26 protein-coding genes, 4 tRNA genes, 1 pseudogene and 1 riboswitch are annotated in these 26,631 nt (G+C 64.8%); of the genes and pseudogenes, 28 read left to right on the top strand and 3 right to left on the bottom strand.

Annotated elements, in window-relative coordinates; all coding sequences use genetic code 11:
* The first annotated feature begins 233 nt into the window (after positions 1-233).
* The 6 genes from nrdH (at position 234) to CKW39_RS10965 (ending at position 6,547) form a co-directional block, all read left to right on the top strand.
* Positions 234-470, top strand: coding sequence for a glutaredoxin-like protein NrdH (gene nrdH / locus CKW39_RS10990; RefSeq protein WP_095798166.1), 237 nt, complete (start codon positions 234-236; stop codon positions 468-470).
* 122 nt (positions 471-592) lie between these two features.
* Entirely contained in the window at positions 593-1,087 is a 495-nt protein-coding gene (gene nrdI, locus CKW39_RS10985) for a class Ib ribonucleoside-diphosphate reductase assembly flavoprotein NrdI (RefSeq protein WP_095798165.1), read from the top strand.
* Positions 1,084-3,243: a class 1b ribonucleoside-diphosphate reductase subunit alpha gene (nrdE, locus tag CKW39_RS10980; RefSeq protein ID WP_095798302.1), complete on the top strand. Its 2,160-nt coding sequence runs from the start codon at positions 1,084-1,086 to the stop codon at positions 3,241-3,243. The genes nrdI and nrdE overlap by 4 nt, the downstream gene beginning before the upstream one ends.
* 158 nt (positions 3,244-3,401) lie before the next feature.
* The gene (locus tag CKW39_RS10975; protein ID WP_095798164.1) at positions 3,402-4,115 is read left to right on the top strand and encodes a GntR family transcriptional regulator; all 714 of its coding nucleotides are present in this window, start codon (positions 3,402-3,404) and stop codon (positions 4,113-4,115) included.
* A gap of 114 nt (positions 4,116-4,229) precedes the next feature.
* Positions 4,230-5,582, top strand: a complete 1,353-nt coding sequence (locus tag CKW39_RS10970; protein ID WP_095798163.1) for an MFS transporter — start codon at positions 4,230-4,232, stop codon at positions 5,580-5,582.
* Positions 5,579-6,547, top strand: coding sequence for an ornithine cyclodeaminase family protein (locus tag CKW39_RS10965; protein ID WP_095798162.1), 969 nt, complete (start codon positions 5,579-5,581; stop codon positions 6,545-6,547). The genes CKW39_RS10970 and CKW39_RS10965 overlap by 4 nt, the downstream gene beginning before the upstream one ends.
* 431 nt (positions 6,548-6,978) lie before the next feature.
* On the opposite strand, the gene CKW39_RS10960 is transcribed toward CKW39_RS10965, so the two are convergent.
* The 3 genes from CKW39_RS10960 to CKW39_RS10950 all read right to left on the bottom strand — a co-directional run bounded on the left by CKW39_RS10960 (position 6,979) and on the right by CKW39_RS10950 (position 7,291).
* Positions 6,979-7,053 (bottom strand) — tRNA-Val (locus tag CKW39_RS10960).
* Between the two features lie 36 nt (positions 7,054-7,089).
* Positions 7,090-7,160 (bottom strand) — tRNA-Cys (locus CKW39_RS10955).
* A gap of 58 nt (positions 7,161-7,218) precedes the next feature.
* Positions 7,219-7,291, bottom strand: a tRNA-Gly gene (locus CKW39_RS10950).
* A 288-nt stretch (positions 7,292-7,579) separates the two neighbouring features.
* Here CKW39_RS10950 and CKW39_RS10945 point away from each other — a divergent pair.
* From CKW39_RS10945 to lgt, 22 genes and pseudogenes are all read left to right on the top strand, one after another.
* Positions 7,580-7,651, top strand: a tRNA-Val gene (locus CKW39_RS10945).
* A gap of 106 nt (positions 7,652-7,757) precedes the next feature.
* Entirely contained in the window at positions 7,758-8,690 is a 933-nt protein-coding gene (locus CKW39_RS10940) for a cytochrome (RefSeq protein ID WP_238662982.1), read from the top strand.
* Positions 8,687-9,418, top strand: coding sequence for a peptide deformylase (def, locus tag CKW39_RS10935; RefSeq protein ID WP_095798161.1), 732 nt, complete (start codon positions 8,687-8,689; stop codon positions 9,416-9,418). Before CKW39_RS10940 ends, def begins: the two co-directional genes overlap by 4 nt.
* 2 nt (positions 9,419-9,420) lie before the next feature.
* Positions 9,421-10,356 carry a methionyl-tRNA formyltransferase gene (gene fmt, locus CKW39_RS10930; RefSeq protein ID WP_095798160.1) on the top strand — a complete coding sequence of 312 codons (936 nt, stop codon included), beginning with the start codon at positions 9,421-9,423 and terminating at the stop codon, positions 10,354-10,356.
* Positions 10,353-11,855, top strand: coding sequence for an RsmB/NOP family class I SAM-dependent RNA methyltransferase (locus tag CKW39_RS10925; protein ID WP_095798159.1), 1,503 nt, complete (start codon positions 10,353-10,355; stop codon positions 11,853-11,855). Before fmt ends, CKW39_RS10925 begins: the two co-directional genes overlap by 4 nt.
* A 22-nt stretch (positions 11,856-11,877) precedes the next feature.
* Positions 11,878-12,546 carry a ribulose-phosphate 3-epimerase gene (gene rpe / locus CKW39_RS10920; RefSeq protein ID WP_095798158.1) on the top strand — a complete coding sequence of 223 codons (669 nt, stop codon included), beginning with the start codon at positions 11,878-11,880 and terminating at the stop codon, positions 12,544-12,546.
* A gap of 154 nt (positions 12,547-12,700) precedes the next feature.
* A riboswitch (FMN riboswitch) is annotated at positions 12,701-12,852 on the top strand.
* A gap of 112 nt (positions 12,853-12,964) precedes the next feature.
* On the top strand, positions 12,965-13,672 hold the full coding sequence (pnuC, locus tag CKW39_RS10915; RefSeq protein WP_095798157.1) for a nicotinamide riboside transporter PnuC: 708 nt from the start codon (positions 12,965-12,967) through the stop codon (positions 13,670-13,672).
* Complete coding sequence (ribD, locus tag CKW39_RS10910) at positions 13,669-14,784, top strand: bifunctional diaminohydroxyphosphoribosylaminopyrimidine deaminase/5-amino-6-(5-phosphoribosylamino)uracil reductase RibD (RefSeq protein WP_254049380.1); 1,116 nt, start codon at positions 13,669-13,671, stop codon at positions 14,782-14,784. Before pnuC ends, ribD begins: the two co-directional genes overlap by 4 nt.
* 21 nt (positions 14,785-14,805) lie before the next feature.
* A complete protein-coding gene (gene ribB, locus CKW39_RS10905) occupies positions 14,806-16,113 on the top strand; it encodes a 3,4-dihydroxy-2-butanone-4-phosphate synthase (protein ID WP_095798156.1) in 1,308 nt (435 codons plus the stop codon).
* A complete protein-coding gene (gene ribA, locus CKW39_RS10900) occupies positions 16,110-16,823 on the top strand; it encodes a GTP cyclohydrolase II (protein WP_095798155.1) in 714 nt (237 codons plus the stop codon). The genes ribB and ribA overlap by 4 nt, the downstream gene beginning before the upstream one ends.
* A complete protein-coding gene (gene ribH / locus CKW39_RS10895; protein ID WP_095798154.1) occupies positions 16,820-17,299 on the top strand; it encodes a 6,7-dimethyl-8-ribityllumazine synthase in 480 nt (159 codons plus the stop codon). Before ribA ends, ribH begins: the two co-directional genes overlap by 4 nt.
* A gap of 56 nt (positions 17,300-17,355) precedes the next feature.
* On the top strand, positions 17,356-17,619 hold the full coding sequence (locus CKW39_RS10890; RefSeq protein WP_095798153.1) for a phosphoribosyl-ATP diphosphatase: 264 nt from the start codon (positions 17,356-17,358) through the stop codon (positions 17,617-17,619).
* A 55-nt stretch (positions 17,620-17,674) separates the two neighbouring features.
* On the top strand, positions 17,675-18,520 hold the full coding sequence (gene hisG / locus CKW39_RS10885) for an ATP phosphoribosyltransferase (protein WP_095798152.1): 846 nt from the start codon (positions 17,675-17,677) through the stop codon (positions 18,518-18,520).
* A gap of 43 nt (positions 18,521-18,563) precedes the next feature.
* The gene (hisF, locus tag CKW39_RS10880) at positions 18,564-19,328 is read left to right on the top strand and encodes an imidazole glycerol phosphate synthase subunit HisF (RefSeq protein ID WP_095798151.1); all 765 of its coding nucleotides are present in this window, start codon (positions 18,564-18,566) and stop codon (positions 19,326-19,328) included.
* Entirely contained in the window at positions 19,328-19,732 is a 405-nt protein-coding gene (gene hisI / locus CKW39_RS10875; RefSeq protein ID WP_095798150.1) for a phosphoribosyl-AMP cyclohydrolase, read from the top strand. Before hisF ends, hisI begins: the two co-directional genes overlap by 1 nt.
* On the top strand, positions 19,733-21,292 hold the full coding sequence (locus CKW39_RS10870; protein WP_095798149.1) for an anthranilate synthase component I: 1,560 nt from the start codon (positions 19,733-19,735) through the stop codon (positions 21,290-21,292).
* Between the two features lie 34 nt (positions 21,293-21,326).
* Entirely contained in the window at positions 21,327-21,929 is a 603-nt protein-coding gene (locus CKW39_RS10865; RefSeq protein ID WP_095798148.1) for a Trp biosynthesis-associated membrane protein, read from the top strand.
* Positions 21,930-22,075: 146 nt separating this feature from the next.
* Positions 22,076-22,318, top strand: coding sequence for an HGxxPAAW family protein (locus tag CKW39_RS10860; RefSeq protein ID WP_095798147.1), 243 nt, complete (start codon positions 22,076-22,078; stop codon positions 22,316-22,318).
* A 147-nt stretch (positions 22,319-22,465) separates the two neighbouring features.
* Positions 22,466-23,221: pseudogene (gene trpC / locus CKW39_RS15990) on the top strand (indole-3-glycerol phosphate synthase TrpC); the annotation flags it as partial.
* Between the two features lie 69 nt (positions 23,222-23,290).
* Positions 23,291-24,646: a tryptophan synthase subunit beta gene (trpB, locus tag CKW39_RS15985; protein ID WP_371514751.1), complete on the top strand. Its 1,356-nt coding sequence runs from the start codon at positions 23,291-23,293 to the stop codon at positions 24,644-24,646.
* A 35-nt stretch (positions 24,647-24,681) separates the two neighbouring features.
* Positions 24,682-25,500, top strand: coding sequence for a tryptophan synthase subunit alpha (gene trpA / locus CKW39_RS10850; RefSeq protein WP_371514750.1), 819 nt, complete (start codon positions 24,682-24,684; stop codon positions 25,498-25,500).
* Positions 25,500-26,366 carry a prolipoprotein diacylglyceryl transferase gene (gene lgt / locus CKW39_RS10845; protein ID WP_095798145.1) on the top strand — a complete coding sequence of 289 codons (867 nt, stop codon included), beginning with the start codon at positions 25,500-25,502 and terminating at the stop codon, positions 26,364-26,366. The genes trpA and lgt overlap by 1 nt, the downstream gene beginning before the upstream one ends.
* The last annotated feature ends 265 nt before the right edge of the window (positions 26,367-26,631 follow it).

Here is a 26,631-nt window from a genome sequence, read left to right as displayed (position 1 = left end):
AGTTCTCGCGCCTGTTTCAGCACCACCCTGTGGACAGTGAGGGGATAACCGGGAGACACCTGTGGATTATGGCCACCACATCATCTTGGGGCCGCTTCCCATGTCTGACACTAGATGTAGTATTGACGCAGTCATACAGAGCACTTGACGCAACCAGCGGCAACCCACCGGATATGCTCCGATCGCCGCGGAAGCGCAGTACTCCCACCACGAGTTTTCGAGGGGATTGGGATATGTCCGTCACCGTGTACTCCAAGCCGTCATGCGTCCAGTGCAACGCCACCTACCGTGCCCTGGAGAAGAAGGGTATCGACTACCGCGTGGTGGACGTGACCGAGGACCAGGACGCTTACCAGCACGTGGTGGGCCTGGGTTACCAGCAGGTCCCCGTGGTGGAAACCGCCCAGGATCACTGGTCCGGTTACCGCCCGGACAAGATCAGCTCCCTGGCTGTTCTGCTGTCTGCCTGAGAGCGGTAGCGTTAAGCCCGCAGCCGTCGAAAAAGCCGACGCTTGCTCGCGAACCGTCGCGGCGGCGTCGGAATTTTTCAACCCGCACCATAGCCCGATAGCCAGAATCGAAGTGACACGCCATGAGCACTTTGGCCAGCGTGTTGGCCGCGGCTCAAGAACGCGAAGACCATCGACTCGACGTCACCGCGGGGGAGGATTCCCCCCTGGTGGTGTACTTCTCCTCGGTCACCCGCAACACCGACCGCTTCATCCAGAAGCTCCCGGTCAGGTCCATGCGGTTGCCGTTGAAAACCTCCGAACCCACGCCCGAGCTCACTGAGCCGTTCGTGTTGGCCGTACCCAGTTACGGCAGACCGGGGGGCGCCGGATCGGTCCCCCCTCAAGTCGTGAAATTCCTGAACCAACCCGTGAACCGCCAGCACCTTATGGGTGTCATAGGCGCGGGAAATACTAATTTCGGATCACTGTTTTGCGTAGCGGCGGAAAAAGTGGCCGTGAAATGTCAGGTGCCCCTGCTCTACAAGTTCGAACTCATGGGCACCGATGAAGACGTAGAAAAAGTCACTCTAGGATTGGACAAGTTTTGGCAAGCATCCATGCAGCCCCGGGACTGAGCGTTGAACCGGGACACGAAGATCCCACCTGCCCCGAGCAATACCGCGGCTTGGGCTACCACGAGCTCAATGCTCTGCTGAACTTGTACGACGCCAACGGCCAGATCCAGTTCGAAGCTGATCAGCAGGCCGCGCGCCAGTACTTCTTGCAGCACGTCAACAACAACACCGTGTTCTTCCACGACCTTGAAGAGAAGCTCAAGTACCTGGTGGACCACCAGTACTACGAGGCCGAGGTGCTGGACAAGTACAGCTTCGAGTTCGTCAAGAAACTCTCCAAGCAGGCCTACGCCCACAAGTTCCGTTTCCAGACCTTCCTGGGCGCGTTCAAGTTCTACACCTCCTACACGCTCAAGACCTTTGACGGTCAGCGGTACCTGGAGCGTTTCGAGGACCGCGTGGTCATGGTGTCGCTGTACCTGGCGGACGGTGACGAGGCCCTGGCCGAGCAGCTCGTGGAAGAAATCATCACCGGCCGTTTCCAGCCCGCGACCCCCACATTCCTCAATGCCGGTAAGAAGCAGCGCGGCGAGCTCGTCTCGTGCTTCCTGCTGCGCTTCGAGGACAACATGGAGTCCATCGGCCGCAACATCAACTCTGCGTTGCAGCTGTCCAAGCGCGGCGGTGGTGTGGCGTTCGCGCTGACCAACCTGCGCGAATCCGGCGCACCCATCAAGAAGATCGAGAACCAGTCCTCGGGTGTGATCCCCGTGATGAAGCTGCTGGAAGACTCCTTCTCCTACGCCAACCAGCTGGGTGCCCGTCAGGGTGCCGGTGCCGTGTACCTGCACGCCCACCACCCGGACATCTACAACTTCTTGGACACCAAGCGTGAGAACGCTGACGAGAAGATCCGCATCAAGACTCTCTCCCTGGGTGTGGTCATCCCGGACATCACGTTCGAGCTGGCCAAGAAGAACCAGGACATGTACCTGTTCTCCCCGTACGACGTGGAGCGGATCTACGGTGTGCCCTTCTCTGACGTGAACGTCTCCGAGAAGTACCACGAGATGGTCGCGGACTCCCGGATCCACAAGCAGAAGATCAACGCTCGCGAGTTCTTCCAGACGCTGGCCGAGGTGCAGTTCGAGTCCGGTTACCCGTATGTCATGTTCGAGGACACGGTCAACAAGGCCAACCCGGTTGCCGGCAAGATCATCATGTCCAACCTGTGCTCCGAGATCCTGCAGGTCTCCGAGCCCTCGGTGTACAACGAGGATCTGACCTACGCCGAGGTCGGCAAGGACATCTCCTGCAACCTGGGCTCCATGAACATTGCCCTGGCCATGGAGTCCGAGAACTTCGGCTCGACCATCGAGACCGCCATTCGCGGCCTCACTGCGGTCTCGGACATGTCCAACATCGACTCCGTTCCCTCCATCCGTCGCGGCAACAACATGTCGCACGCGGTGGGTCTGGGCCAGATGAACCTCCACGGCTACTTGGCCAAGGAGCACATCTACTACGGCTCCGAAGAGGGCATCGACTTCACCAACATCTACTTCTACGCGGTCACCTACCACGCCATTCGCGCGTCCAACCTGATCGCTAAGGAGCGCGGTGAGTCCTTCCAGGGCTTCGAGAACTCCAAGTACGCCTCGGGCGAGTACTTCGACAAGTACACGGACCAGGCATGGGAGCCCGCCACGGCGCACGTGCGTGAACTGTTCGAGCAGGCCGGCATCGCCCTGCCCACCCAGGACGACTGGCGTGAGCTCAAGGCCAAGGTCATGGCGGGCGGCATGTACAACCAGAATCTGCAGGCCGTGCCGCCCACCGGTTCCATCTCGTACATCAACAACTCCACGTCTTCCATTCACCCGATCGCCTCGCGCATCGAGATCCGTAAGGAAGGCAAGTTGGGTCGCGTGTACTACCCGGCGCCGTTCATGAACAACGAGAACCTGGAGTACTTCCAGGACGCGTACGAGGTCGGTTACGAGAAGATCATCGACACCTACGCCGCTGCCACCCAGCACGTGGACCAGGGCCTGTCGCTTACGCTGTTCTTCAAGGACACCGCCACCACCCGCGACATCAACCGCGCCCAGATCTACGCGTGGCGCAAGGGCATCAAGACCATGTACTACTCGCGGATCCGCCAGCTCGCGCTGGAAGGTACCGAGATCGAAGGCTGCGTCTCCTGCATGCTCTGACACGTGATTGGTCGATCATGACCGGTTGACCACTCACGCAGCATTGCCGCCCCGCTCGGACCACCGGTCCGGGCGGGGCGGCTCGTTAACGCGTAAGAAGTTGCGCGGGCGCGCGTCACCTCACCCGAAAACCCAGCAGAAACGGGCATCATAAAAACATGGCAGTCTCTCTCAACGGTCAATCCCCAGGTGACAAGGGCACACGGGGTCCCCTTCGACTGGAAAAGGGTCACTCGATTCCGCTGCGGGAGCAGGTGGCCAACAGTTTGCGCCACGCGTTGGTCGCCGGTGATCTGGAACCCGGACAGGTCCTGACGGCCCCGGTGTTGGCCACCGAGTTCGGCGTGTCCGCGACCCCGGTGCGCGAGGCCATGTTGGACCTGGCGACCGAGGGCCATGTGTCGCCCATTCGTTACAAGGGGTACCGGGTGGTGGAGATCTCCCCGGACACCCGTGCCAACATCCTGCAGTTGCGCTCACTCATCGAAATTCCACTGATGGCCCAGGTGGCTCGGGACGGAGTTGAGCCCGAGGTTCTCGAACACGCCGCCCACATTGCCCAGCGGAGCATCGACGTGGCTCAGTACGGCGAGCTCGTCGAATTCATCCGCCTGGACATGGAACTGCACTTGGGTCTGCTGGAAACCACGGGCAACGACATCGCGGTCCGGCACGTGCGCTCTCTGCGTTACATGTCCCGGCTCACGGGTCTCAAGGACCTCGTGGCAACGGGGCAACTCACGCACACGGCCCAGGAACACCTGCAGCTCGTGGACGCCATTCGAAACGGCGACCCAGAGGCCATGGAAGCCGTGATGACCAGGCATTTGGGACATATTTCGGGTGTCTGGGCGGGCTCCGGAGAGGACTGACACGTGCCGCCCAAGGACTGCTGGGAGTGCCCTTGGCACGGCTACGAAGGCACCCGGGTAGAAACGTAATATGTAACATTGTAGTGTGTCACGGGTCACCCATCTGGAGGTCCTATGAGCAACGCACGCCAACAAGTCGCGGAAACCCGGAAAACCAATTTCCGCGTGATGGCCGGTTCCCTGTCCGGCAGCACCATCGAGTGGTACGACTTCTTCCTGTACGCCACCGCATCAGCACTGATTTTCAACGAGCAGTTCTTCCCCACGGACGATCCGTACATCTCGCAGATGCTGGCGTACCTGACGCTCGCCCTGACGTTCTTCATCCGCCCGCTGGGCGGCATTGTGTTCTCGCACTTCGGGGACCGGGTTGGACGTAAGGTCACACTCGTCGCCACGCTGACCATGATGGGTGTGGCCACCGTGGCGATCGGCCTTTTGCCCACCTACGACCAGGTGGGTGTCCTCGCGCCCATCCTGTTGATCGTGTGCCGCATCATCCAGGGCCTGGCCATCGGCGGTGAGTGGGGCGGTGCCTTGTTGCTCGCCTACGAGTACGCCCCGCCCAAGAAGCGCGGCCTGTTCGGTTCGGTTCCCCAGATGGGCATCACCATCGGCATGTTGTTGGCCTCGGCCGCTTTCGCCGTCATGGCTGCCTTCGGAACCGAGTTCCTGACCACGTGGGGCTGGCGCATTCCGTTCATCGCCTCCATCGTGCTGGTGGCCGTGGGTCTGTGGATCCGCGGTGGCCTGGGGGAGACCCCGCACTTCAAGGCCGCCAAGGAATCCGGCAGCATCCCCAAGCTGCCCCTGGCCGAGACCCTCAAGTACCACTGGCGCGCCGTTCTGGTCGCCGTGGGCGTCAAGGTCGTGGAGACCGCACCGTTCTACATCTTCGCCACGTTCGTCGTTTCCTACGCCACGGGCACCTTGAACTACAACCAGTCCTCGGCCTTGAACGCGGTGAGCCTTGGTGCGGCACTGTCCACGCTGCTGATTCCGGTGATGGGCGCGTTCTCGGACCGTGTCGGTCGTTTCAAGGTCTACTTCGCGGGCGCCGTGGCCATTGCCCTCTTCGCGTTCCCGTTCTTCATGCTTTTGGACCTGCAACAGAATTGGGCGCTGTTCGCCGCGGTGGTCATCGGTCTGGGCATCGTGTGGCCTCCCGTTACCGGCACGCTCGGCACACTGTGCTCCGAGATCTTCTCGGCCCGCGTTCGTTACACCGGCGTCACGCTCGGCTACCAGATCGGTGCTGCCCTGGCCGGTGGTACCGCACCGCTGATCGCCACCTGGTTGCTCCACGAGTTCGACGGCGCCTGGTTGCCCATCGCGCTCTACCTCGTGTTGACCGCAGCCATCTCGCTGATCGCCGTGCTGTTCGCCCCGGCCATCGCCAAGCGCGAGGCCGCCAAGGAACCCATGATTTCTGACGCACCCGCATCCGTAGGAGGAGCCGCTTCATGACCGCCGAGACGACGTCGAACCAGAACCAGCACACTGTGGGAGCCGCAGGATCGCCCGCGTGGTACACCTCGGAGCAGATCCTGGATGCGGTGTCCGTGGACCGGGCTCGCAAGCTCCTGGAATCAACTCTCGCTTCGGGATTCCGCCCGCAGGATGACCCCGCGAGGAGCAATATCCCGGCCGGAACGGGGCACCTCTTGCTGATGCCCTCGGTCCTCGGTGACTGGGCGGGCATCAAGGTGGCCTCGGTGTCGCCCAAGAATCCGGAGCAGGGGCTTCCGCGGATCCAGGCCACCTACGTCCTGATGGATTCCGCGACCCTGACCGTTCAGGCGCTCATGGAGGGCAATGTGCTCACCACGCTGCGCACCCCCGCGATCTCCGCGGTGGCCGCTGACTACCTGGCCACGCCCGACGCGAGCAAGCTCGTGGTCTTCGGCACCGGCCCGCAGGCGCTGTCCCACATTGAGGCGTTCTCCAAGATCCGTTCCTTCACGGACGTGGTCGTGTGCGGCCGCACCCCCGAAAAGGTCGACGCCGCCGTCGAGCACGCGCGTTCGCTGGGACTCGCGGCCCGGTCCGGTGACGCGACCGAGGTGAGCGACGCGGACGTGGTGGTCTGCACGACGTCGGCGGCCGAACCGCTCTTCGACGGCGCCCTGGTCCCGGACACGGCCTGCGTGGTGGCCATGGGTTCGCACGAACCCGAATTTCGCGAACTGGACTCCACTCTCATGGGGCGCGCGCAGGTTGTTGTCGAGGATCGTGCGACCGCCATGCGCGAAGCTGGCGACGTGATCCAGGCAGTCAATGATGGTTCCCTGGCCGAGGACACCCTGGTCGACCTGGTGGACATCGTCACCGGAGCCACCAAGCCCGACCTCGAGCGTCCTCGCGTGTTCAAATGCGTGGGCATGAGCTGGCAGGACCTTGCCGTGGCAATCGGCGTGGTGGAGCCGGAGTAAAACGCTTGCTTGATTGAGTAAGAACGTGTGAGGCCCGGGTTCGCCCGGGCCTCACGCATGCCCGCACCAACTCGGCGCGCGTCAGTGCTGGCTACAGGCGCGTCCAGCCGCCGACGCCGCTTGCTCACCCTGCACTGCAAGCTCACGCGCCGACGCCGCTTGCTCACCCAGCGTTGCGCCGTTCGTCTCGCATCTCGGGCGCCGGTAGGACCCCCTGTCACACCTGGTGTGCCGTAAGAACCTTTTCAGCAACCAGGAAGGGCTGTAACAGCGCATGAGGTGTCAAGCGCGGTTCTAACGGCGCCTCAGGTGTGGTGGGAGCCTGGACATGATGGGGAAGTGGGGGTTATAGGCCAAAATGTGTGTACGGGAGGGGTGCGGGGAGTCCCGGCATGCGAAAACCCCGGCACTTTCGTACCGGGGTTTTTCTTTGGTGCGCGATACTGGGATCGAACCAGTGACCTCTTCCGTGTCAGGGAAGCGCGCTACCGCTGCGCCAATCGCGCTCAAACAATCTCGTCGAGCGAGGGTGGTTAGCACCGAGGTGGAGACGGGATTCGAACCCGCGTAGACGGCTTTGCAGGCCGCTGCCTAACCACTCGGCCACCCCACCGGGACCAGATCCTAGTAGGACAGGGTCTCAGGTCTCGACATGGTTGTCGATTACTGCGAGCGGACGACGGGAGTCGAACCCGCGACCCTCACCATGGCAAGGTGATGCTCTACCAGCTGAGCTACGTCCGCATTGTTGGTCGAATGACTTTCCATGAACCGGTTTGCCGTTCTTCCGAGCGGAAACTCTATCACAGTCCGTCAGCGCCTGTTCCGTCAAGCTTTCAACCGGTGGGGGTTGATCGCTTCGCCGTTCTCGGCTGTGCCAACGAGCTAGAACATTACCCACACAATTTCGTTCGAGCAAATCGACGGTGACCCCAGCGGGTCCACCTGGTTAACCGATGTGAATGAGGCGGGGGTGAACCGCAACCGATTGGCATGTGACCAAAAAGTGTTCTATGGTTTTCAACGTTGCAAGCGCGATTGGCGCAGCGGTAGCGCGCTTCGTTCACACCGAAGAGGTCACTGGTTCGATCCCAGTATCGCGCACAATGAAGGCCCCGATTCCAGTAGGAATCGGGGCCTTGTGCATTCCAAGGCGAACACGTGGTGGGCGCTCGTGTGCCTGTCGGAACCGGGTCGTAGTCTGATGCCCATGACGCAACCACGCTTGGCCCAACAAACTCCCTACGGACGCATGTACGCGCGTGCGGAGGGGCAGGATCCGCAGGTTCCCTCCATCACCACGGTGATCGGCTGCGAGTCCAATGACCTGGGCGGCTGGTACGGCTACAGCGCTGCGCAGGCCTTGGCAGCGGACCCGCAGCTTCCCGACGCGCTGCGCGATTCACGACGCCGCCGCGCCCTGGTCAATCACGCGGCCAAGGCTGCCGAGCGCCACAGGGATCGCGCTGCCGAGCGCGGCGATCGCGTTCACGACTACTGCGAACAGTTGGCACTGCGAGCCATGGGGCGGGAGCATCGGGTCGAACAGGCCCGCGAGACGCTGGCCGAGAATCAGGAATCCCGTTTCGCAGATAGCGCTGACCAATGGTGGGCGCTGTACCGCCCTGAGCCGCTGGCCGCCGAGATCACCGTGTGGAACTCCACGGTGGGCTACGCCGGAACTCTTGACCTGGTGGCGCGCATCGGCGGGAAGGTCTGCCTGATCGACTACAAGACGCGCGGCACGGACCGCAATGGACGGGTCAAAGCTCCTGACGCCAAGGTGGTCACCCAACTCGTGGCCGGTTTGAAGGCGGAGGAGTCCCTGGTGGACGCTGCAGCCGGTGAATGGCAGCCGTGGGAGTATGCGAACGCGGATGTCCTGATGGCGGTGGCCATTGGTGACACAGAGGCCCTGTCCGTCCAGGCGGTTCCGGATCAGCTGCCGGCCCACTGGTTCAAGTTCTGTGCTCTGGCCAAGGTGTGGGCCCGATCAGCGGAGATCGAGGCCGCAGGCCAACAACTGCGAGCCATTGTTCCGCCGCCGCTCGACCACAACCCGGTGGGCAGGGGCGCCATGTCCGTGACCGTAGACTTGAAGGAAACCCAGATTCAGGCAACCGAGGAGAGCAATTCGCAGTGACTATCCTGCGCATTCGAACCCAGGGCGACCCAGTCCTCAGGACACCGGCACTCACCGTCACGGATTTCGACGAATCGCTGCGCACGCTGATCAGCGACATGTTCGAGACCATGTACGCAGTAAAAGGTGTGGGGCTGGCGGCACCTCAGGTGGGTGTGGGACTACAGATCTTCACCTGGGATATCGGCGATGATTCCGGCCACGTGATCAACCCCAGCATTGAAGTGGGGGACGAGCCCCAGGAAGGCGGCGAGGGCTGCCTGTCGGTGCCGGGGCCGGGTTATGACACGCCGAGAGCCAATCACGCGATCATCACGGGCGTGGACATGAACGGAGAACCCGTACGCCGAGAGGGTACCGGGTTGCTCGCACGCTGTTTCCAACACGAGACGGACCACCTGCACGGCACGTTGTTCGTCGACCGGCTGGAAGGTGAGGTTCGCAAGGAAGCGATGCGCGCCATGAGGGCTCCCGAGTACCAGGACATCGTGGACACCGTGACTCGGGAACGCGAAACTCAGCGACTCGGTGCCTCGGCCGATGCGACGTCTGCCACGAAATCATCCCTGCGGTCCAATGCCTTCCAGGGAGCTAACACGCGGTCGGGGTCGGCCACGAGCGGCTCGAAAGATTCCGTCGGTTCATCCTTTACCGGTTCCTCTTTCAGAGGTTCTCCCACAGGTTCCTCCTTCACAGGATCGGCCTTCAATCGCGGAAAGGACTCCTGATCATGACTGAGCGTCTCAAAGTTCTCTACGCCGGTACTCCGGCCACCGCGGTGATCCCCCTCGATGCCCTGGTTGACCGCGATGACGTGGACGTCGTCGCCGTCCTGACCCGCGAGGACGCACCCGTGGGCCGGAAGAAGGTCCTCACACCGTCGCCGGTTGCACAACGAGCCGACGAGCTGAACATTCCTACCCTCAAGGCCAACCGAGCCACGGCGGAGCTGGTCGACCAGTTGCGTGCCACCGGTGCGGAAATTGCGGCCGTGGTGGCGTACGGCGCGCTGCTGCCGCGTCCGGTGCTGGATGCCTTCGAACACGGATGGATCAATCTGCACTTTTCGCTCTTGCCGCAGTGGCGCGGGGCAGCCCCGGTGCAACGAGCCCTGATGGCCGGTGACACCATGATGGGCGCGACTACCTTCCTGCTGGATGAAGGTATGGACACGGGCGCCGTCGTCGGAACCCTCACCGACCCCGTCCGCAACGATGACACCGCCGGTTCCGTGCTGGAGCGGTTGTCCCACAGCGGATCGTCCTTGTTGGCGGATTCCCTGGTGGCCGTGGCCACCGGGCAGGCAAAGCCCGTTCCCCAAGAGGGAGAGGCCAGCACAGCCCCCAAACTGACCGGCGCCCAGGCACGGATCGACTGGAACCACCCTGCCGTGGCCATCTCCCATCACGTGCGCGGTGTGACCCCGGAACCGGGAGCCTGGACCGAGTACAACGGGCAACGGATGAAAATCGACCGCGTGATCCCCACGCCTGAGGTCACGGGAATGGCTCCCGGCCACGTGGAACTGCGGGACGGTGCGGTCTATGCGGGTACCGGTTCGTACGCGGTGGAACTCACCCGTGTGCAGCCCTCCGGCAAGAAACCCATGGCCGCCCTCGATTGGGCGCGCGGTCAGCAACGCAGTGAACAGGTGGTCTTCGGATGAGCGAGCGCGGTTACCGCAACGCCAAGGGACACGAGCGCAATCGGCGCGCGCAAAAGGATCGTTCATTCTCGGCGCAGGCCCCGGGGCAACGACGCCGCTCGTCCGACCCCGCGCGGCTCACGGCCTATCAAGCGTTGCGCGCGGTCAACGGCGAGGACGCCTACGGCAACCTGGTGCTGCCCCAACTCGTACGCAAGAACCGGTTGGACAAGCGAGACGCCGCCTTCGCCACCGAGCTGGCCTACGGTGCGATGCGCCGGCAGGGAACGTGGGACGCCGTTCTCGAACACTGCGTGGACCGTCCCCTCAAAGAATTGGATCCCCAGGTCCTGGACGCCCTGCGATTGGGAGTGCACCAACTCCTCGCGATGCGCGTTCCGGACCACGCGGCCCTCGATGCCACGGTGGGTCTGGTGCGAGGCGAGATCGGTCAGGGCCCGGCGGGTCTGGTCAATGCGGTGCTTCGCAAGGTCGCGCGCCAGAGCACCGAGGAGTGGCTCGATCAGCTCGAATCCGAGCAGTCGGATGACCTGCGCAAGCTGGGCGTGCGCTACTCCCATCCCGCGTGGGAGGTTCGTGCGCTGCGTCGTGCGCTGCGCATGAGCGGACGATCCCCGGAAGAGATCGAAGACCTCTTGGAGGCCAACAACGCACCCCCTCGAGTGCACCTGGTCGCACTTCCCGAGCTGGGGAGCCTGGACGCGGCCCTGGACGAGGGCGCAACGCCCGGAACACTCGTGGCGGACAGCGCCGAGAGCGCCGGGGGAGACGTGCATCGGATTCCCGGAACACGGGACGGCACCGTGCGCGTCCAGGACGCCGGCTCCCAGTTGGTGGCCCGCGTGCTCGCAGAAGTGCCGGTCGAGAACGACCACGGGAAGTGGGCCGATTTCTGTGCCGGCCCCGGTGGCAAAGCATCCCTGCTCGCCGCGCTGGCGGATCAACAGGACGCCCGGCTGTATGCCAACGAAGTCAGCGATCACCGGGCGGACCTCGTCGAACAGGCACTGGCCGCAGTGCCGGAACGGGCCTGGAGCCTCCGCGTGGGCGACGGTCGCGACATCCCCGGGGAGATGCCGGGTGGATTCGACCGCGTGCTCGTGGACGTGCCGTGCACGGGACTGGGCGCCCTCCGGCGTCGCCCGGAGGCGCGGTGGCGCCGCACCCCCGCGGACGTGGCCGAGCTGGGATCGTTGCAGCGGGAGCTCCTAACCGCCGCGCTGGATTCCACCCGCCCCGGTGGCGTGGTGCTCTACGCGACCTGCTCGCCGCACACCGCGGAGACGCTGGACGTGGTCTCGGACATCGTGGAGTCCCGTGATGACGCCCAGATCTTGGACACGGCTCGCTATGCTCGCGACGCGGCTCTGCCGGGAGCTCTCGACGGCGACCGGTCCGCCGAGCTCGACTGGCCGAACGGTGGCAGCAGCGTGCAGCTGTGGCCCCACGTGCACGGAACCGACGCCATGTTCATGATCGCCGTGCGGAAATCCGCCTGACCCTCACACCCCTGGAGACACCATGAGCCGTTGTGCCATCCACCCGTCCATCCTGTCCGCAGACTTCTCCCGTCTGGCCGAGGAACTGCAGCGCATTTTCAACGCCGATGCCGCCCACGTGGACGTCATGGACAACCACTTCGTGCCGAACCTGACGCTCGGGTTGCCCGTGGTGGAAAGCTTGCAGAAGGTCAGCCCCGTCCCCCTGGACATGCACCTGATGATTGAGGATCCCGACCGATGGGCTCCGGCCTACGCGGAGGCCGGATGTGCGTCGGTGACGTTCCACGCGGAGGCGGCCGCCGCACCGATCAAGCTCGCCCGTGAACTGCGGGCAGCAGGGTCTAGGGCGGGGCTTGCGGTGCGTCCGGCCACGCCTATCGAACCGTACCTGGACCTGCTGCCCGAACTGGACATGCTGCTCATCATGACCGTGGAACCCGGTTTCGGGGGGCAGAAGTTCTTGGACGTGACGCTGCCCAAGCTCCGCCGAGCGGCCCAGGCTGTAAAGGCCCACGGTGGCACGGTGGCGCTACAGGTGGACGGCGGGGTCACGGAGGAGACGATTGTGCGGGCCGCCGAGGCCGGTGCAGACACGTTCGTCGCGGGCTCCGCGGTGTACGGCAAGGATGATCCCGCCGCGGCAATCGACGCTCTGCGCGAAATCGCGAGGGCCCATCAGGACGGCTGAATCGAGTGCTCCATGCCGCGATTGAATCCCGTGTTCCTCGGTGCCAGCGCCCGCTATGAGCAGCGTACGAGCACGACGAACCGCGGCGAGAGTGCACTCTGGCGCGGGCGAACTTTCGTGCGAGTCCCGCGCACCGTGGCATAATTCAAATCACAACGTGTTCCGGGGTCGGTGTAAGTCCGAACCGGCGGTTACAGTCCGCGAACCGTGAACGCTCGTCGCACAGAGTCACGCGATGGAGTGGGAACGGCCGAACCGGTGAAATTCCGGTACCGACAGTCACAGTCTGGATGGTAGGCACACGTGGATATCGGCTCGCCACCCTTTTTCAGGGGTGCCGTTGCGATGCTCGTACCCATGGGCATGATCCGCTATCTCCGCCCCGGAGCCGCAAGGATTCAGGGCGAGAGGATGTTCCGTGGACGTATTGCGCTGGCTGTTCGACGCGCAACTGCAGGTGGGTAACGGATTCATCCTGTGGCGAGAAGTGCTGGGTAACGTGTTCGGATTGCTGTCCGCGCTCGGCGGCATGCGCCGCAAGATCTGGGCGTGGCCCGTGGGCATCCTGGGCAATCTGATTCTGCTGACCGTGTTCCTGGGCGCGGTGTTCGACACCCCCAATCCGGTCAACCTGCTCGGCCAAGCCGGCCGCCAAGTCATGTTCATTGCGGTATCGGTGTACGGCTGGGTGCAGTGGCGTCGCTCAAGGGGTAACAACCAAGAGGCCGTGACGCCGCGCTGGGCTACCGGCAAGCAACGCTTCCTCCTGATCGCCGCGCTCGTGTTCGGCACCGCACTGCTGACCCCCGTCTTCCGCGCACTGGGCTCCTACGAACCGGTCTGGGCTGATGCCTGGATCTTCATGGGTTCACTGCTGGCGACCTACGGCATGGCCAAGGGCTGGGTCGAGTTCTGGCTGATCTGGGTGGCCGTGGACCTGGTCGGAGTGCCGTTACTGTTCTCCGCCGGTTACTACGCGTCCGGTCTGATGTACGTGTTCTACGGAGCGTTCACACTGGTGGGATTCTTCGTCTGGTGGCGCGTGAACTCCAAGCAGCGCAAACAGGCCACGATCGAGACCGGATTCCCGGATCTCCACCTGAAAGTGGGGGACGACTCGAAATGATCCCCTCGGCACAGGAACGAACGGACCCCGGCTTCACCTCCGCCGAGCACACGGCCATGACGGCCGCGCTCGACGCCGCGGCCCGGGGGGTGCGTGGCGCCAACCCCGTGGTGGGTGCGGCCCTGCTCCACCGAGATGGCCGCATCCTACACACCGGTCATCACAGCGGCGCAGGCACACTCCACGCCGAGGCGGACGCCCTGCGCAAGGCCAAAGAAGCAGGCACAGACCTTGCCCATGTGACCATGGTGATCACCCTGGAACCTTGTAACCACATGGGGCGGACCGGCCCCTGCACGGGCGCGATCCTTGACGCGGGAATCGACAGCGTTATTTTCGCCGTTCATGACGGCACGGAAGCCGCCAGCGGGGGAGGCGCGTTCCTCGCGGATCACGGGGTTTCGGTGCGTCACGGGCTGTTGGCCGAGCAGGCCGCCGATCTCAATGACCGGTGGTTCAACGCTCAGTTCCAGAACCGCCCGTTCGTGACGCTCAAGATCGCCCAGTCGCTGGACGGCAGGGTGGCTGCCCCGGACGGAACCAGCCAGTGGATCACGGGCCCGTCCGCCCGCGAGGCAGGCCACGAGATCCGCGCCCGAGTGGATGCCATATTGGTGGGCGGCGGCACGGCCCGCGTGGACAACCCCACGCTGACGGCCCGCGACGCTCAGGGCAACCCCCGAGACCACCAACCGCTGCGAGCGGTCATGTCTCGCACCCCTGTGGCCCACGACGCCCGGGTACGCCGCGGCGTCGTTGCGCGCGAGGACAGTGGCGAGACGTCCGACGGTCGCTTCGTCTGGCTCAACACCCACGATCCCGCCGAAGCCCTCGCCCGGTTGGGTGCGCTGGGCGTCGCCCACGTGCTCGTCGAGGGCGGTCCCACGGTCAGCGCCGCGTTCCTCGCCGCGAACCTCGTGGACGAGCTCTGGCTCTACCAAGCCCCCATGATTCTCGGCGATGGGAAAGCCGCACTGGCACCCCTGCCGACACAGACCCTCGCCGACGCCGCTCGCTGGCGTTCCGATCCCGTGGCCGGGCCGTCGGTCCGCACCTTGGGAAACGACGTCGCGTGGCATTTACGACCCGCCGCGGTCTCGGCCTCGAAGTAGTTCAGTACGAAGGAGCAGGACATGTTTACCGGAATTGTCGCGGCACAGGCCACGGTGGAGCGCATTGAGCGACTCGCCCAGGACGCCGCACGGCTGCACGTGGACGCTGGGCAGATCATCGCGGATCTGCCTCACGGTGGTTCTCTGGCGGTCAACGGTGTGTGCCTGACCGCCGTGCCCGCACCCGAGGCAGGCGCCGGACGTTTCACCGCCGACGTCATGGGCGAGACCCTTCGCCTGACCACTCTGGGAGAACTGTCCGAGGGCGAGAACGTCAACCTGGAACGCTGCACCGTTGCCGGCGAACGTTTGGACGGCCACGTGGTGCAAGGCCACGTGGATGGCGTGGGAACGGTGGTCTCCCGCACGGAGCACACCGGGTGGCACACGGTACGCATCCAGGTTCCCACCGAGCTCGCGAAGTACATCGCGGTCAAGGGATCCATCGCCGTGGACGGCGTGTCCCTGACGGTAACGGCCGTGAACCCCGCGACCGAGGACCCAGCGTGGTTCGAGGTGGGGCTGATCCCCGAAACGCTGCGTGCCACCACACTGGGTCGCCGCACCGAAGGGTCCACCGTCAACATCGAGGTGGATGTGTTGGCCAAGTACGCCGAACGGCTGGCCTCGTATGCCGCACCGGCGGCGTCGGCCAGAGTGCGCCTGGATCCCGTGCCAGCGGCCATTTCGGCGATTGCCGCCGGCCACGCCGTGGTGGTCGTTGACGACGAGGACCGCGAGAACGAGGGCGACCTGGTCTTCGCGGCGCAACATGCCACGCAACAGCTCATGGGCTTCACCATTCGTCACAGCTCGGGTGTCGTCTGCATCCCCATGCCTCACGAACAAGCCGATGCGTTGGCACTTCCCGCCATGACCGTGCACAACGAGGACTCCAAAGGCACCGCCTACACGGTCACGTGTGATGCTCGGGTGGGCGTCAGCACCGGTATCAGTGCCGCGGATCGAGCCCTGACCTCGCGCTTGCTCGCCGATCCCGCCACCGGCCCGGCCGAACTGACCAGGCCCGGTCACATCCTGCCGCTGCGCGCCGTGGACGGTGGCGTGCGCGTGCGCCGCGGCCACACCGAGGCCTCCGTGGAACTCGCACGCCTGGCCGGTTGCGAACCGGTGGGTGCTATTGCGGAGATCGTGGATGACCAGGGTGAACTGTTGCGCGCTCCCGCGCTGCGCGAGTTCGCAGACCGACACGGGTTGTTCATGATCAGCATCGAGGACCTCGTGGACTACCTGGAGCAGCGCGCGGCGGGTGAGGCAGCGGCGTCGTCGGCGGAAGCCCCCGTGGACAACCGGGACCTCTCCGCATGAGCCCGACTCCCGGACCCCTGGACCACTCGGAAGCGGTGACCATCCCCACCGAGTTCGGCACCTTCTCCGTGATGGGATGGTTGGTTCCCGAACCCAACGGCCGCGCTGCGGCGGAGCACGTCTCCCTGAGCGCGGCATCCACGAGCGCGGTAGAAGCGGCCAAGCCGCCGCTGGTCCGATTGCACTCCGAATGCATCACCGGCGACGTGTTCGGCTCGTGGCGCTGTGACTGTGGACCCCAACTGCACCTGGCGCTGGAGCGCATCGCCGACCATGGCGGAACGGTGCTGTACTTGCGCAATCACGAGGGCCGCGGTATCGGCCTGATCAACAAGCTGCGCGCCTATAAGTTGCAGGACGGCGGCGCGGACACGGTCGAGGCCAACACGATGCTCGGCCTGCCCGCCGAGGCTCGCGACTACACGGCGGCCGCGCGGATCCTCAAGGAAATGGGCCTGACGCGGATCCGACTGCTCACCAACAACCCGGACAAGGTCAGCAAGCTGGAAGCTCTGGGGATCACCGTGGAATCCGTGGTGCCCCACGAGGTCCCGCCGCGCGAAGAAAACCTGCGCTACCTGCTGACCAAGCGCGACCGAATGCATCACCACCTGACCGAACTCGCGTCCATTGAACCCGGTGCCACCAAACACAGCACCGACACCACGAATCTCAACACCACGAACCCCAGCACAGGAGAAGAATCATGAGCGGACACGGAGCTCCCGTCACCAACGCCGGCGAACTCAACGGCGAAAACCTCACCGTGGCGGTTGTCGCGGCCAGTTGGCACGACCAGATCATGGACGGACTGCTGGACGGCACCCGTCGCGCGCTGACGGACGCGCGCGTGGGCAACGTGGTCGAGGTGCGCGTGCCCGGTAGCTTCGAATTGCCGGTGGCGGCGCGTCGACTGGCCGAGACCGCGGACGCCGTGGTGGCCCTCGGCGTGGTCATCCGCGGCGGAACGCCCCACTTCGACTACGTGTGCTCCGCCGCGACCACCGGTTTGACCGACGTCTCAGTGGTCACCGGCAAGCCCGTGGGTTTCGGCGTGCTCACATGTGACACCGAGGAACAGGGCCTGGACCGCGCCGGCCTGGAGGGCTCGAGCGAGGACAAGGGCTACGAAGCAGCGGAGGCTGCCGTGCGTACCGCCCTGACCCTGCGCGAACTCGGGGTCTGAGGCGGGCCCCGCGCCACGGTTCAACTGATAGGGCACGAAACCATTACCCTAAAGGGGTGAAGACCTTCGAAGCCCTGTTTGCCGAAATCACCCAAAAAGCCGCTGACCGTCCGGAGGGTTCCGGAACCGTCAAAGAATTGGATTCGGGAATCCATGGCATCGGGAAGAAGGTCGTCGAAGAGGCCGCTGAAGTCTGGATGGCCTGCGAATACGAAACCGACGACCAAGCCGCCGAAGAAATCTCGCAACTGCTCTACCACCTGCAGGTCATGATGGTGGCCAAGGGCCTGCGTCTCGAAGACGTCTACAAATACCTGTGATCCCGTGCCGGTCAGTTCCGGCCCTCCCCATTCCAGCCCTTTGGAAAGGAACCCCATGCTGCGAGTAGCCGTGCCCAACAAGGGCGCGCTGTCCGAAGCCGCCATCACCATGCTCACCGAGGCCGGTTACCGGCAGCGGCGCAGCAGCCGCGAGCTGGTGTTGGTCGACAACGAGAACAACGTCGAGTTCTTCTACCTGCGCCCCCGGGACATCGCCATTTACGTGGGCGGTGGCACCCTGGACCTGGGGATCACCGGCCGCGACCTGCTGCTGGACTCCGGAGCCGAGGCCATGGAGGACCTGGGGCTGGATTTTGCTCGCTCGACCTTCCACCTGGCCGGGCCCACGGGACAATTCGCGTCCGTCAAGGAACTCGAGGGCAAGCGAGTGGCCACGAGCTACGAACTGCTGCTGAGCAAGTACCTGGAAAAGCACGGCGTCAACGCTGAGGTCGTCCGCCTGGACGGTGCCGTGGAGTCCTCGATCCGCCTGGGCGTGGCAGACGCCATCGCAGATGTGGTGGAAACCGGCAACACGCTGCGCGCGGCGGGCCTGGAAATTTTTGACGAGCCCATCATGCGCTCGGAGGCACTGTTGATCCGTCGTCAGGATCAGGGGGAGCCGGAGGGCCTCGAGGTGCTGCGCCGTCGACTGCGCGGTGTACTGGTCGCTCGCCAGTACGTGATGATGGACTACGACATTTCCGAGGATCTGTTGGAAGCCGCCACCAAGATCACCCCCGGGATGCAGAGCCCCACCATTTCCCCGCTGGACCGAGACGGGTCGGTGGCCGTGCGCGCCATGGTGCGCAAACGCGACACCAACAAGATCATGGACTCCCTCTACGAGGCCGGGGCCCGCGCGATCCTCGTCTCGCCCATTCAGGCAGCCCGGATCTGACGCGCGTACGCTACCCGTTTCAGCAAGTAGTTAGGACAGCACTATGGGTGTGGCCGTACGAGTGATCCCGTGCCTCGACGTGGACGCGGGGCGCGTGGTCAAGGGCGTGAACTTCGAGAACCTCCGCGACGCCGGCGACCCGGTGGAACTCGCCGCTCGGTACAACCTGGCCGGCGCGGATGAACTGACGTTCCTGGACGTCACCGCCTCATCGAGTGACCGCGCCACGATGTTCGACGTGGTCTCCCGCACCGCGGAGCAGGTGTTCATCCCGCTCACCGTGGGTGGTGGCGTGCGTACCCCGGAGGACGTCGACCGTCTCCTGCGCACCGGCGCGGACAAAGCCTCGATCAACACTGCGGCCATCGCCCGGCCCGAGGTCATCAACGAGATCACCAATCGATTTGGCAATCAGGTGCTCGTGCTCTCGTGCGATGCGAAACGCACGGGTAATACGCCGTCGGGCTTCGAGGTCACCACGCACGGTGGCCGACAGCTCACCGGCATCGACGCCCTGGACTGGTGTCAGGAGGCCGAGGAACGCGGAGTGGGGGAGATTCTCCTCAACTCCATGGACGCGGACGGCACCCGCGAGGGCTTCGATCTGGACATGATTCGCGCGGTGCGCGAACGCGTGTCCGTGCCGCTGATTGCCTCCGGAGGAGCGGGTTCCCCCGAGCACTTCCCGCCCGCGGTCGCAGCCGGGGCCGACGCCGTTCTCGCCGCCTCGGTCTTCCACTTCGGGCCCGTGGGTGCAATCGCCGAGGTCAAGGACGCCCTGCGATCAGCAGGGTACGAGGTGCGTTGATGCGCACGGAAGAGTTGAGAGTCGTGGACAACACGCCCCAAGAATTTTTCGACAGTCGCCTGGACCCGCAGGTCGCGAGCCGTCTCAAGCGGGATTCAGCCGGACTCGTCGCGGCCGTGGTCCAGCAGTACGACACCGGCGATGTGCTCATGCTCGGCTGGATGAACGACGAGGCCCTGCACCGCACCCTCACCGAAGGCCGGGTCACGTTCTGGTCCCGTTCGCGCCAGGAATATTGGCGCAAGGGTGATACCTCCGGCCATATTCAAAAGGTGCACTCCGTCAGCCTCGATTGCGATGGAGATGCCCTGCTCGTCAAGGTCGATCAAACCGGCGCCGCATGCCACACGGGCGCGCGTACATGCTTCGACGATCGTGACCTGAACGCTCACCAGGCGGTTTAAATGCAACAGCTCGGCACCATTACCCCCACCTTGCAGGAATTTCGCGAGTACGCCGCCACGCGCCGTGTGATTCCCGTGCGCACCACGGTGCTCGCGGATTCCATGACGCCCATCGGTCTGTACCGCTCACTCGTGGTGCGCGGTGGCAAGCCGGCTCCGGGTACGTTCCTGTTGGAGTCCGCGGCAGAGGGCGGCGTCTGGTCGCGGTACTCGTTCGTGGGCGCCCGTTCCTTCGCGACACTCACGGCCAAGGACGGCCAGGCGCACTGGCTGGGGGAGGCTCCGGCAGGTGCGCCGGTGGACGGCGATCCGATGGAGGCACTGCGCGCCACCATGGATCTGCTGCACACCGAGCCCTTCGAGGGCGTACCGCCGTTGACCTCCGGCATGGTCGGTTTCGTGGGCTGGGAAGCGGTGCGCCGTTGGGAGAAGCTGCCCAACCCGCCCGAGGATGACCTGAACATGCCCGAGCTGGCCATGAACCTGGTTGCGGACATGGCCGTGCACGACAGCACAGAGGGCACCGTGATGCTGGTGGCCAATGCCGTAAACGTCAACGGCACCGATGAGAACGTGGATGCCGCCTATCACGACGCCGTCTCTCGGCTGCGGGAGATGGTCAACCGCCTGGCTACCCCGCTCGAGCGTTCCACGGTCTCGGTCATGGACCCCAATGCCCAGGACATCACCGACATCGAGGGCGCGGCCCGACAGTCGTGGGATCGCGAGCTGTTCATCGACGCGATCAACCGTGGCAAGAAGGCCATCGTGGACGGGGACATCTTCCAGGTGGTCGTCTCACGGCGCTTCGAGGCCGAATGCCGCGCGGACGCGCTGGACGTCTACCGCACGCTGCGCCGGATCAACCCCAGCCCGTACATGTACTTGTATGCGTTCGAAGATGCGGACGGTCGGCCCTACTCCATCGTGGGTTCCTCTCCGGAGGCCCTGGTCACCGTGACCGGTCGGCAGGCCATGACGCACCCGATCGCGGGTTCGCGTCCCCGCGGGGCCACCGTGGATGAGGACGTCGCCCTGGGCCATGCTCTGCTCGCGGACGAGAAGGAGCGTGCCGAGCACCTCATGCTCGTGGACCTCGCGCGCAACGATCTTTCCAAGGTAGCCGTGCCCGGTTCCGTGGACGTCAGCGAGTTCATGGAGATCGAGCGCTTCAGCCACATCATGCACCTGTGCTCCACAGTCGTAGCCAAGATGCGCGAAGGCGTTTCCGCCTACGACGTGCTCGCGGCGACCTTCCCCGCGGGCACGCTCTCCGGCGCGCCCAAACCGCGCGCCCTGCAGTTGCTCGACGAGTACGAACCGCTGCGCAGGGCCGTGTACGGCGGCGTGGTCGGGTACATGGATTTCGCGGGGAACATGGACATGGCCATCGCCATCCGCACCGCGTTGCTCGTCAATGACACGGCCTACGTTCAGGCCGGCGGCGGTATCGTGGCTGATTCGGACCCGGAGACGGAAGCCCTCGAATCCTTGAACAAGGCGACCGCACCCCTGCGTGCCGCCCTGGTGGCCGAGTCGCTGCGCGATCTCTCGCGCTGACCTGCCCCCACTTTCAGCACTAGAAAGGACCACAGTGTTGCGTCGTACGGCACCCGCAGTTCTAGCCACCCTGGTGTGCGCGATCGGACTGTTCGCCGCTTCAGCCGCCACGTGGATCCATGCCACGGTAGAGACCACCCTGCAACCGATCACCGTTGATGTCGCGGGGTCCGACGCCGCTCCGGCCGTCACGGCCCTCGGTCTCGTCGCGGGCGCGGCCGCCGTGGCCTCGACCCTTGCGGGTCGAGTCTTGCGAACCATCGTGGGCGCGGTCGTCTCGCTGGCGGGAATCGGTGCGATCTTCGCGGTGCTCTCCGTGACCGCGGACCCCGAGAACGCGTCTCGCGGCGCCGTCGGCACTCAGACCGGAGCCGTGGGCACGGGTGGCGAGTTCGCGCTCACCGTGTCTCCTTGGCTCGCCCTCGCTGCCGCGGTCGGTTTGATCCTGTGCGGGCTGTGGCTCGTGCTGGTAGCGCGCAACGCGCGGAAGAAATCAGGGCAGCGCTACGACCGTGAGGCACTGGCGGGTAACAAAGCGGCGTCGGCGGATGAAAAGACGGTGACCACCGAACACTCCGACGACATCGACGCCTGGGACGCCTTCACGCGTGGCGAGGACCCCACTCGCGGGCCGTGACAGCGCGAGTAACCTGAGTGTGGTGCTGAACCAGCAACGCCCGAGGTAATGGCACAATGGGAGCAAAAGAATTCACGGGGCGCTCCGACGCGCGCCGATCACTGTATGAGCCGCACGGCTCAACCGGCACGGGAGAGTGGACACACATGTCGAACACCAACCAAGTCATCCTGGACCACACGGCCGCTGTCGGTCACGGCAATACCGTTGCCGCGTGGGCCTGCATCGCCATCATGGCCGTTGGCGTGATCGTGGGTTGCGTGGGCTTCACCATTGCCTCGACCCCCGTCACCGTAGTGGGCATCGGTTTGATCGTGGTGGGCCTCATCGTGGGTGCCGTCCTCAAGGTCATGGGCCACGGCAAGGGCAGCGAGAAGCACAACCACTGAGCAGCGTGATCTCAGGACCGGTGCGCGCCCATGTGCGTCACCGGTTCACCAGACCATGACCAGTTCCCAGCGCGGCGGAACTGGTCATCGTCATACGGGCGGGTTGTGACCTGACCGATGACGGAACAAATGTAAGTGAGGATTTGCATGAGTCAGCAACGCACCAACACGGTGCTCGACCAGATCATCGAGGGGGTGCGCGAGGATCTCGAAGCCCGCCGCGCCGTGGTGAGTCTGCAGCAGCTGCAGCGCACCGCCAAGGCTCAGGCTCCGGCGCTGGACGCGGAAAGTGCCTTGCGCGGTGAGGAGCCCGGTTCGGTCCAGGTGCTCTCCGAGGTCAAGCGGTCCAGCCCGTCCAAGGGTGCGTTGGCGGACATCGCGGACCCGGCTGCTTTGGCCGCGTCCTACGAACAGGGTGGTGCCTCCGCGATTTCGGTGCTGACCGAGAAGCGTCGATTCGGCGGTTCGCTCACCGATCTGGACGCCGTGCGCCAGGCCGTGAACGTCCCGGTGCTGCGCAAGGACTTCACGGTGGATGAGTACCAGATCTGGGAGGCCCGCGCGCACGGTGCGGACATGGTGCTGCTCATCGTGGCCGCCCTGGATGACGAGACCCTGCGTCGCTTCCTGGACCTGACCCACGAGCTCGGGATGCACGCGCTGGTCGAGACTCACACGCCCGAGGAGATCGAACGCGCCGTGGCCGTGGGCGCGCGGATCATCGGCGTGAACACCCGGAACCTCAAGACCCTCGAGGTGGATGTCCACACATTCGGTCGCCTTGCGGACCAGATTCCCACGGACGCGGTGATCATCGCCGAGTCCGGTGTCGCCGGCGAGGACCAGATCAAGCTCTATGCGGGTCACGGGGCCAACGCGGTGCTGACCGGTGAGGTCCTGGTCAAGTCCGACGATCCCGCACGCACCATTTCCCGGTTCCGCGACGTGGGTGCGGCCGCCCGCGCGGATTTCCTGGCGGGCAAGAAGCCCCCGGCCGCCCAGGCCGAGTTCGCAGCCCAGCAACTTGCCGCATCCGCCGACGGCGCTGCGTCGCCCGGTTCCGGCGAGGGTTCTCTCAAGAACGCCCCCGGCCCGTACTTCGGTGACTTCGGTGGCCGGTGGATGCCCGAATCTCTCGTGGCCGCGTTGGACGAGCTGACCGAGGTCTTCGACAAGGCACGGGTGGATGACGAGTTCCAGGACGAGTTCAAGCGGCTGTCCCGCGACTACTCCGGTCGCCCCTCCCTGCTGACCGAGGCCAAGCGCTTCGGTGAATCAATCGGCGCCCGCGTGTTCCTGAAGCGTGAGGACCTCAACCACACCGGTTCGCACAAGATCAACAACGTGCTCGGTCAGGCCCTGCTCGCCCAGCGCATGGGCAAGAACCGCCTGATCGCTGAGACCGGCGCAGGCCAGCACGGCGTGGCGACCGCGACCGCCGCGGCACTGTTCGGCATGGAATGTTGCATTTACATGGGCGAGGAGGACACTCGCCGCCAGGCCCTGAACGTAGCGCGCATGCGCCTGCTCGGTGCCGAGGTCGTGCCCGTCTCCCACGGCTCCGCCACGCTCAAGGACGCGATCAACGAAGCTCTGCGTGACTGGGTGGCCTCCGTGGACACCACGCACTACCTGTTGGGTACCGCTGCCGGTCCGCACCCGTTCCCCGCGATGGTGCGCTACTTCCACGAGCAGATCGGTGAAGAGGCGCGCGAACAGATCTTGGAGAAGGCCGGTCGCCTGCCTGACGCCGTGACGGCGTGTGTGGGTGGCGGGTCCAACGCCATCGGAATCTTCCACGGCTTCCTGGACGACGCCGAGGTCGAGCTCTACGGCAACGAGGCCGGTGGAGACGGCGTGGACACCGGTCGTCACGCGGCCACCATCACCCTGGGTCGTCCGGGTGTACTGCACGGTGCCAAGACGTTCCTGATGCAGGACACGGACGGCCAGACCATCGAATCGCACTCGATCTCTGCGGGACTGGACTATCCGGCCGTGGGTCCGGAGCACTCGCACCTACACGCGATCGGCCGCGTGAAGTACGAGGCCATTACGGACACGCAGGCCATGGAGGCCTTCAAACTGCTGTCCCGCACGGAGGGCATCATTCCCGCGATCGAGTCCTCGCACGCCCTGGCCGGCGCCCGTGATCTTGCGGGCCGCTGGGTCAAGGACCTCGGCCCGGAGGCGGCCGCGGAAAAGATCATTGTGGTGTCCCTGTCCGGACGCGGCGACAAGGACGTGGCCACGGCCGCGGAATGGTTCGACATGCTCCCCGAGGACAGCCATGAGGAGCAGGTCGGTCAGAAAGGTGAACAACTGTGAGCGCCCCCGAATCCGTCCGTCCCGGAGTGGGCGGCTTGGCAGAACGCATCCTCCCCAAGGACCTCACCCGTAATCCCGACTCGAAGCTCGCCGCGCGGATCGCGCAGTGTAAGGCGGAAGGTCGTCCCGCGCTGGTCGGTTACCTCCCGGCCGGCTATCCGACCGTGGAAGAGTCCGTGGAAGCCGCGGTGGCCCTGGGCCAGAACGGCGCGGACATCATCGAGATCGGCATCCCGTATTCGGATCCCGTCATGGACGGCACCGTGATCCAGAACGCGACCACTCAGGCACTGGCCAACGGTGTGCGGGTTGCAGACGCGTTCACGGTCGTTCAGGCAGTCTCCGAGCGCACGGACGCCGTACCCGTGGTGATGACCTACTGGAACCCGGTGCTGCAGACCGGCGTGGACGAATTCTCCCGCCGTCTGCGCGAAGCCGGGGGAGCGGGCATGATCACCCCGGACCTCATTCCCGATGAGGCAGGCGACTGGTTTGAGGCTTCCCAGAAGTACGGTCTTGACCGGATCTTCCTGGTGGCCCCGTCCACCACGCGTGAGCGTATGGACATGACCGTCAAGGCGTCCTCCGGATTCGTCTACGCGGTCTCCATCATGGGCGTCACCGGGGCCCGTGACCAGGTGTCCTCGGCCGCCGAGGACGTCGTTGCGCGCGCCCGCGAAGCCGGAGCCGAGAACGTGTGCGTGGGACTGGGCGTGTCCAACCGCGGACATGTCGAGGAGATCGGCGCGTACGCGGACGGTGTGATCGTGGGAACCGCACTCGTGCGCGCCCTGGGCGAGGGCGGTCCCGAGGCCGTCGGCCGCTTGGCCGCTGAACTCTCCGGTCGCGGCTGATGCCTCCGGTGATTGCCGCAGCTATTCCCTCGCCGGATATCAGCAGCATCTCGCTGGGGCCGCTGACCATCCACTTCTACGCCCTGTGCATTCTGCTCGGCATGGCCGCGGCCGTGTGGCTCACCATGCGCCGCTGGAAGGCCCGGGACCAAGATCCCGACGTGCTGTGGGACATCGTGTTCTGGGCCGTGATCGCGGGCATCATCGGATCCCGCGCCTACCACGTGCTCATTACGGATCCCGTCGGCTACTTCGGTCCGGGAGCGAACCCCTTGGACGCGCTCAAGATCTGGGAGGGCGGCCTGGGCATCATGGGAGGCGTGCTCTTCGGGGCCGGTGCCGCATGGCTCGTGTCTCGGAAGAACGGTGTACCCCTGTGGTACTTCGCGGACTCCGTGGCACCCTCGTTGCTGTTGGCTCAGGGCATTGGCCGCTGGGGCAACTGGTTCAACCAGGAGTTGTTCGGCAAACCCACTGATGCGCCCTGGGGACTGCAGATCGACCCCACGTCCGCGAACTTCCCGGATGGTCTTCCCGCGGACACCCTGTTTCATCCGACCTTCCTCTACGAGAGCCTGTGGAACCTGGCGGGTGTGGTGATTCTCATCATACTCGGTAGGCGATTCCAGCTCACGCACGGCCGCGTGTTCGCCCTGTATCTGGTGTACTACGGCCTGGGGCGGCTCATGATCGAGCTGTTCCTGCGCATCGATCCCGCGCTGATGATCGCTGGTCAGAGGGTCCACGTGTGGACGTCATTGGCCCTGATCCTGTTCGGCATTGCATTATTTGCCGCAATAACTGTCAAAGTCCGCAGAAATCCAGAAATACCCGCGAACGGTGCCGCGCACTCGGCGCTCCGCTGAGCGGCGCGTACCACGTTGAACCCCCGGCCAACGCCGGGGGTTTTACGTCGGGTGTCGACGCTCACAATCGAATTTCGGATCGTGGTAAATTACCCGTGCGCCGTACCGGGGATTCGTCATCATGCGAGTCCCGCGTTCGGTGGTGATCCGTCGGTCTTTCCGAGCCCGACCCAGTGGTTCGCAGCGCCGCGGACACATTTGTCATCTGGATCAGATGATGTCCGTCCGCACTCCACCCCAGTTGCCCGGGCATCGTTGACACTTC

The sequence above is a fragment of the Kocuria sp. WRN011 genome, from assembly GCF_002295155.1.
Classification (GTDB): Bacteria; Actinomycetota; Actinomycetes; order Actinomycetales; family Micrococcaceae; genus Kocuria; species Kocuria carniphila.
Note: the sequence above shows the minus strand (reverse complement) of the source record. Positions and strands in the feature narration are given on the sequence as shown.

Excerpts from the sequence above, each read along its gene's own strand:
- nrdH (WP_095798166.1), top strand. The coding sequence starts at position 234 with ATGTCCGTCACCGTGTACTCCAAGCCGTCATGCGTCCAGTGCAACGCC.
- nrdI (WP_095798165.1), top strand. The coding sequence starts at position 593 with ATGAGCACTTTGGCCAGCGTGTTGGCCGCGGCTCAAGAACGCGAAGAC.
- CKW39_RS10975 (WP_095798164.1), top strand. The coding sequence starts at position 3,402 with ATGGCAGTCTCTCTCAACGGTCAATCCCCAGGTGACAAGGGCACACGG.
- CKW39_RS10970 (WP_095798163.1), top strand. The coding sequence starts at position 4,230 with ATGAGCAACGCACGCCAACAAGTCGCGGAAACCCGGAAAACCAATTTC.
- CKW39_RS10965 (WP_095798162.1), top strand. The coding sequence starts at position 5,579 with ATGACCGCCGAGACGACGTCGAACCAGAACCAGCACACTGTGGGAGCC.
- CKW39_RS10940 (WP_238662982.1), top strand. The coding sequence starts at position 7,758 with ATGACGCAACCACGCTTGGCCCAACAAACTCCCTACGGACGCATGTAC.
- fmt (WP_095798160.1), top strand. The coding sequence starts at position 9,421 with ATGACTGAGCGTCTCAAAGTTCTCTACGCCGGTACTCCGGCCACCGCG.
- CKW39_RS10925 (WP_095798159.1), top strand. The coding sequence starts at position 10,353 with ATGAGCGAGCGCGGTTACCGCAACGCCAAGGGACACGAGCGCAATCGG.
- rpe (WP_095798158.1), top strand. The coding sequence starts at position 11,878 with ATGAGCCGTTGTGCCATCCACCCGTCCATCCTGTCCGCAGACTTCTCC.
- ribD (WP_254049380.1), top strand. The coding sequence starts at position 13,669 with ATGATCCCCTCGGCACAGGAACGAACGGACCCCGGCTTCACCTCCGCC.
- ribB (WP_095798156.1), top strand. The coding sequence starts at position 14,806 with ATGTTTACCGGAATTGTCGCGGCACAGGCCACGGTGGAGCGCATTGAG.
- ribA (WP_095798155.1), top strand. The coding sequence starts at position 16,110 with ATGAGCCCGACTCCCGGACCCCTGGACCACTCGGAAGCGGTGACCATC.
- ribH (WP_095798154.1), top strand. The coding sequence starts at position 16,820 with ATGAGCGGACACGGAGCTCCCGTCACCAACGCCGGCGAACTCAACGGC.
- hisG (WP_095798152.1), top strand. The coding sequence starts at position 17,675 with ATGCTGCGAGTAGCCGTGCCCAACAAGGGCGCGCTGTCCGAAGCCGCC.
- hisF (WP_095798151.1), top strand. The coding sequence starts at position 18,564 with ATGGGTGTGGCCGTACGAGTGATCCCGTGCCTCGACGTGGACGCGGGG.
- hisI (WP_095798150.1), top strand. The coding sequence starts at position 19,328 with ATGCGCACGGAAGAGTTGAGAGTCGTGGACAACACGCCCCAAGAATTT.
- CKW39_RS10870 (WP_095798149.1), top strand. The coding sequence starts at position 19,733 with ATGCAACAGCTCGGCACCATTACCCCCACCTTGCAGGAATTTCGCGAG.
- CKW39_RS10860 (WP_095798147.1), top strand. The coding sequence starts at position 22,076 with ATGTCGAACACCAACCAAGTCATCCTGGACCACACGGCCGCTGTCGGT.
- lgt (WP_095798145.1), top strand. The coding sequence starts at position 25,500 with ATGCCTCCGGTGATTGCCGCAGCTATTCCCTCGCCGGATATCAGCAGC.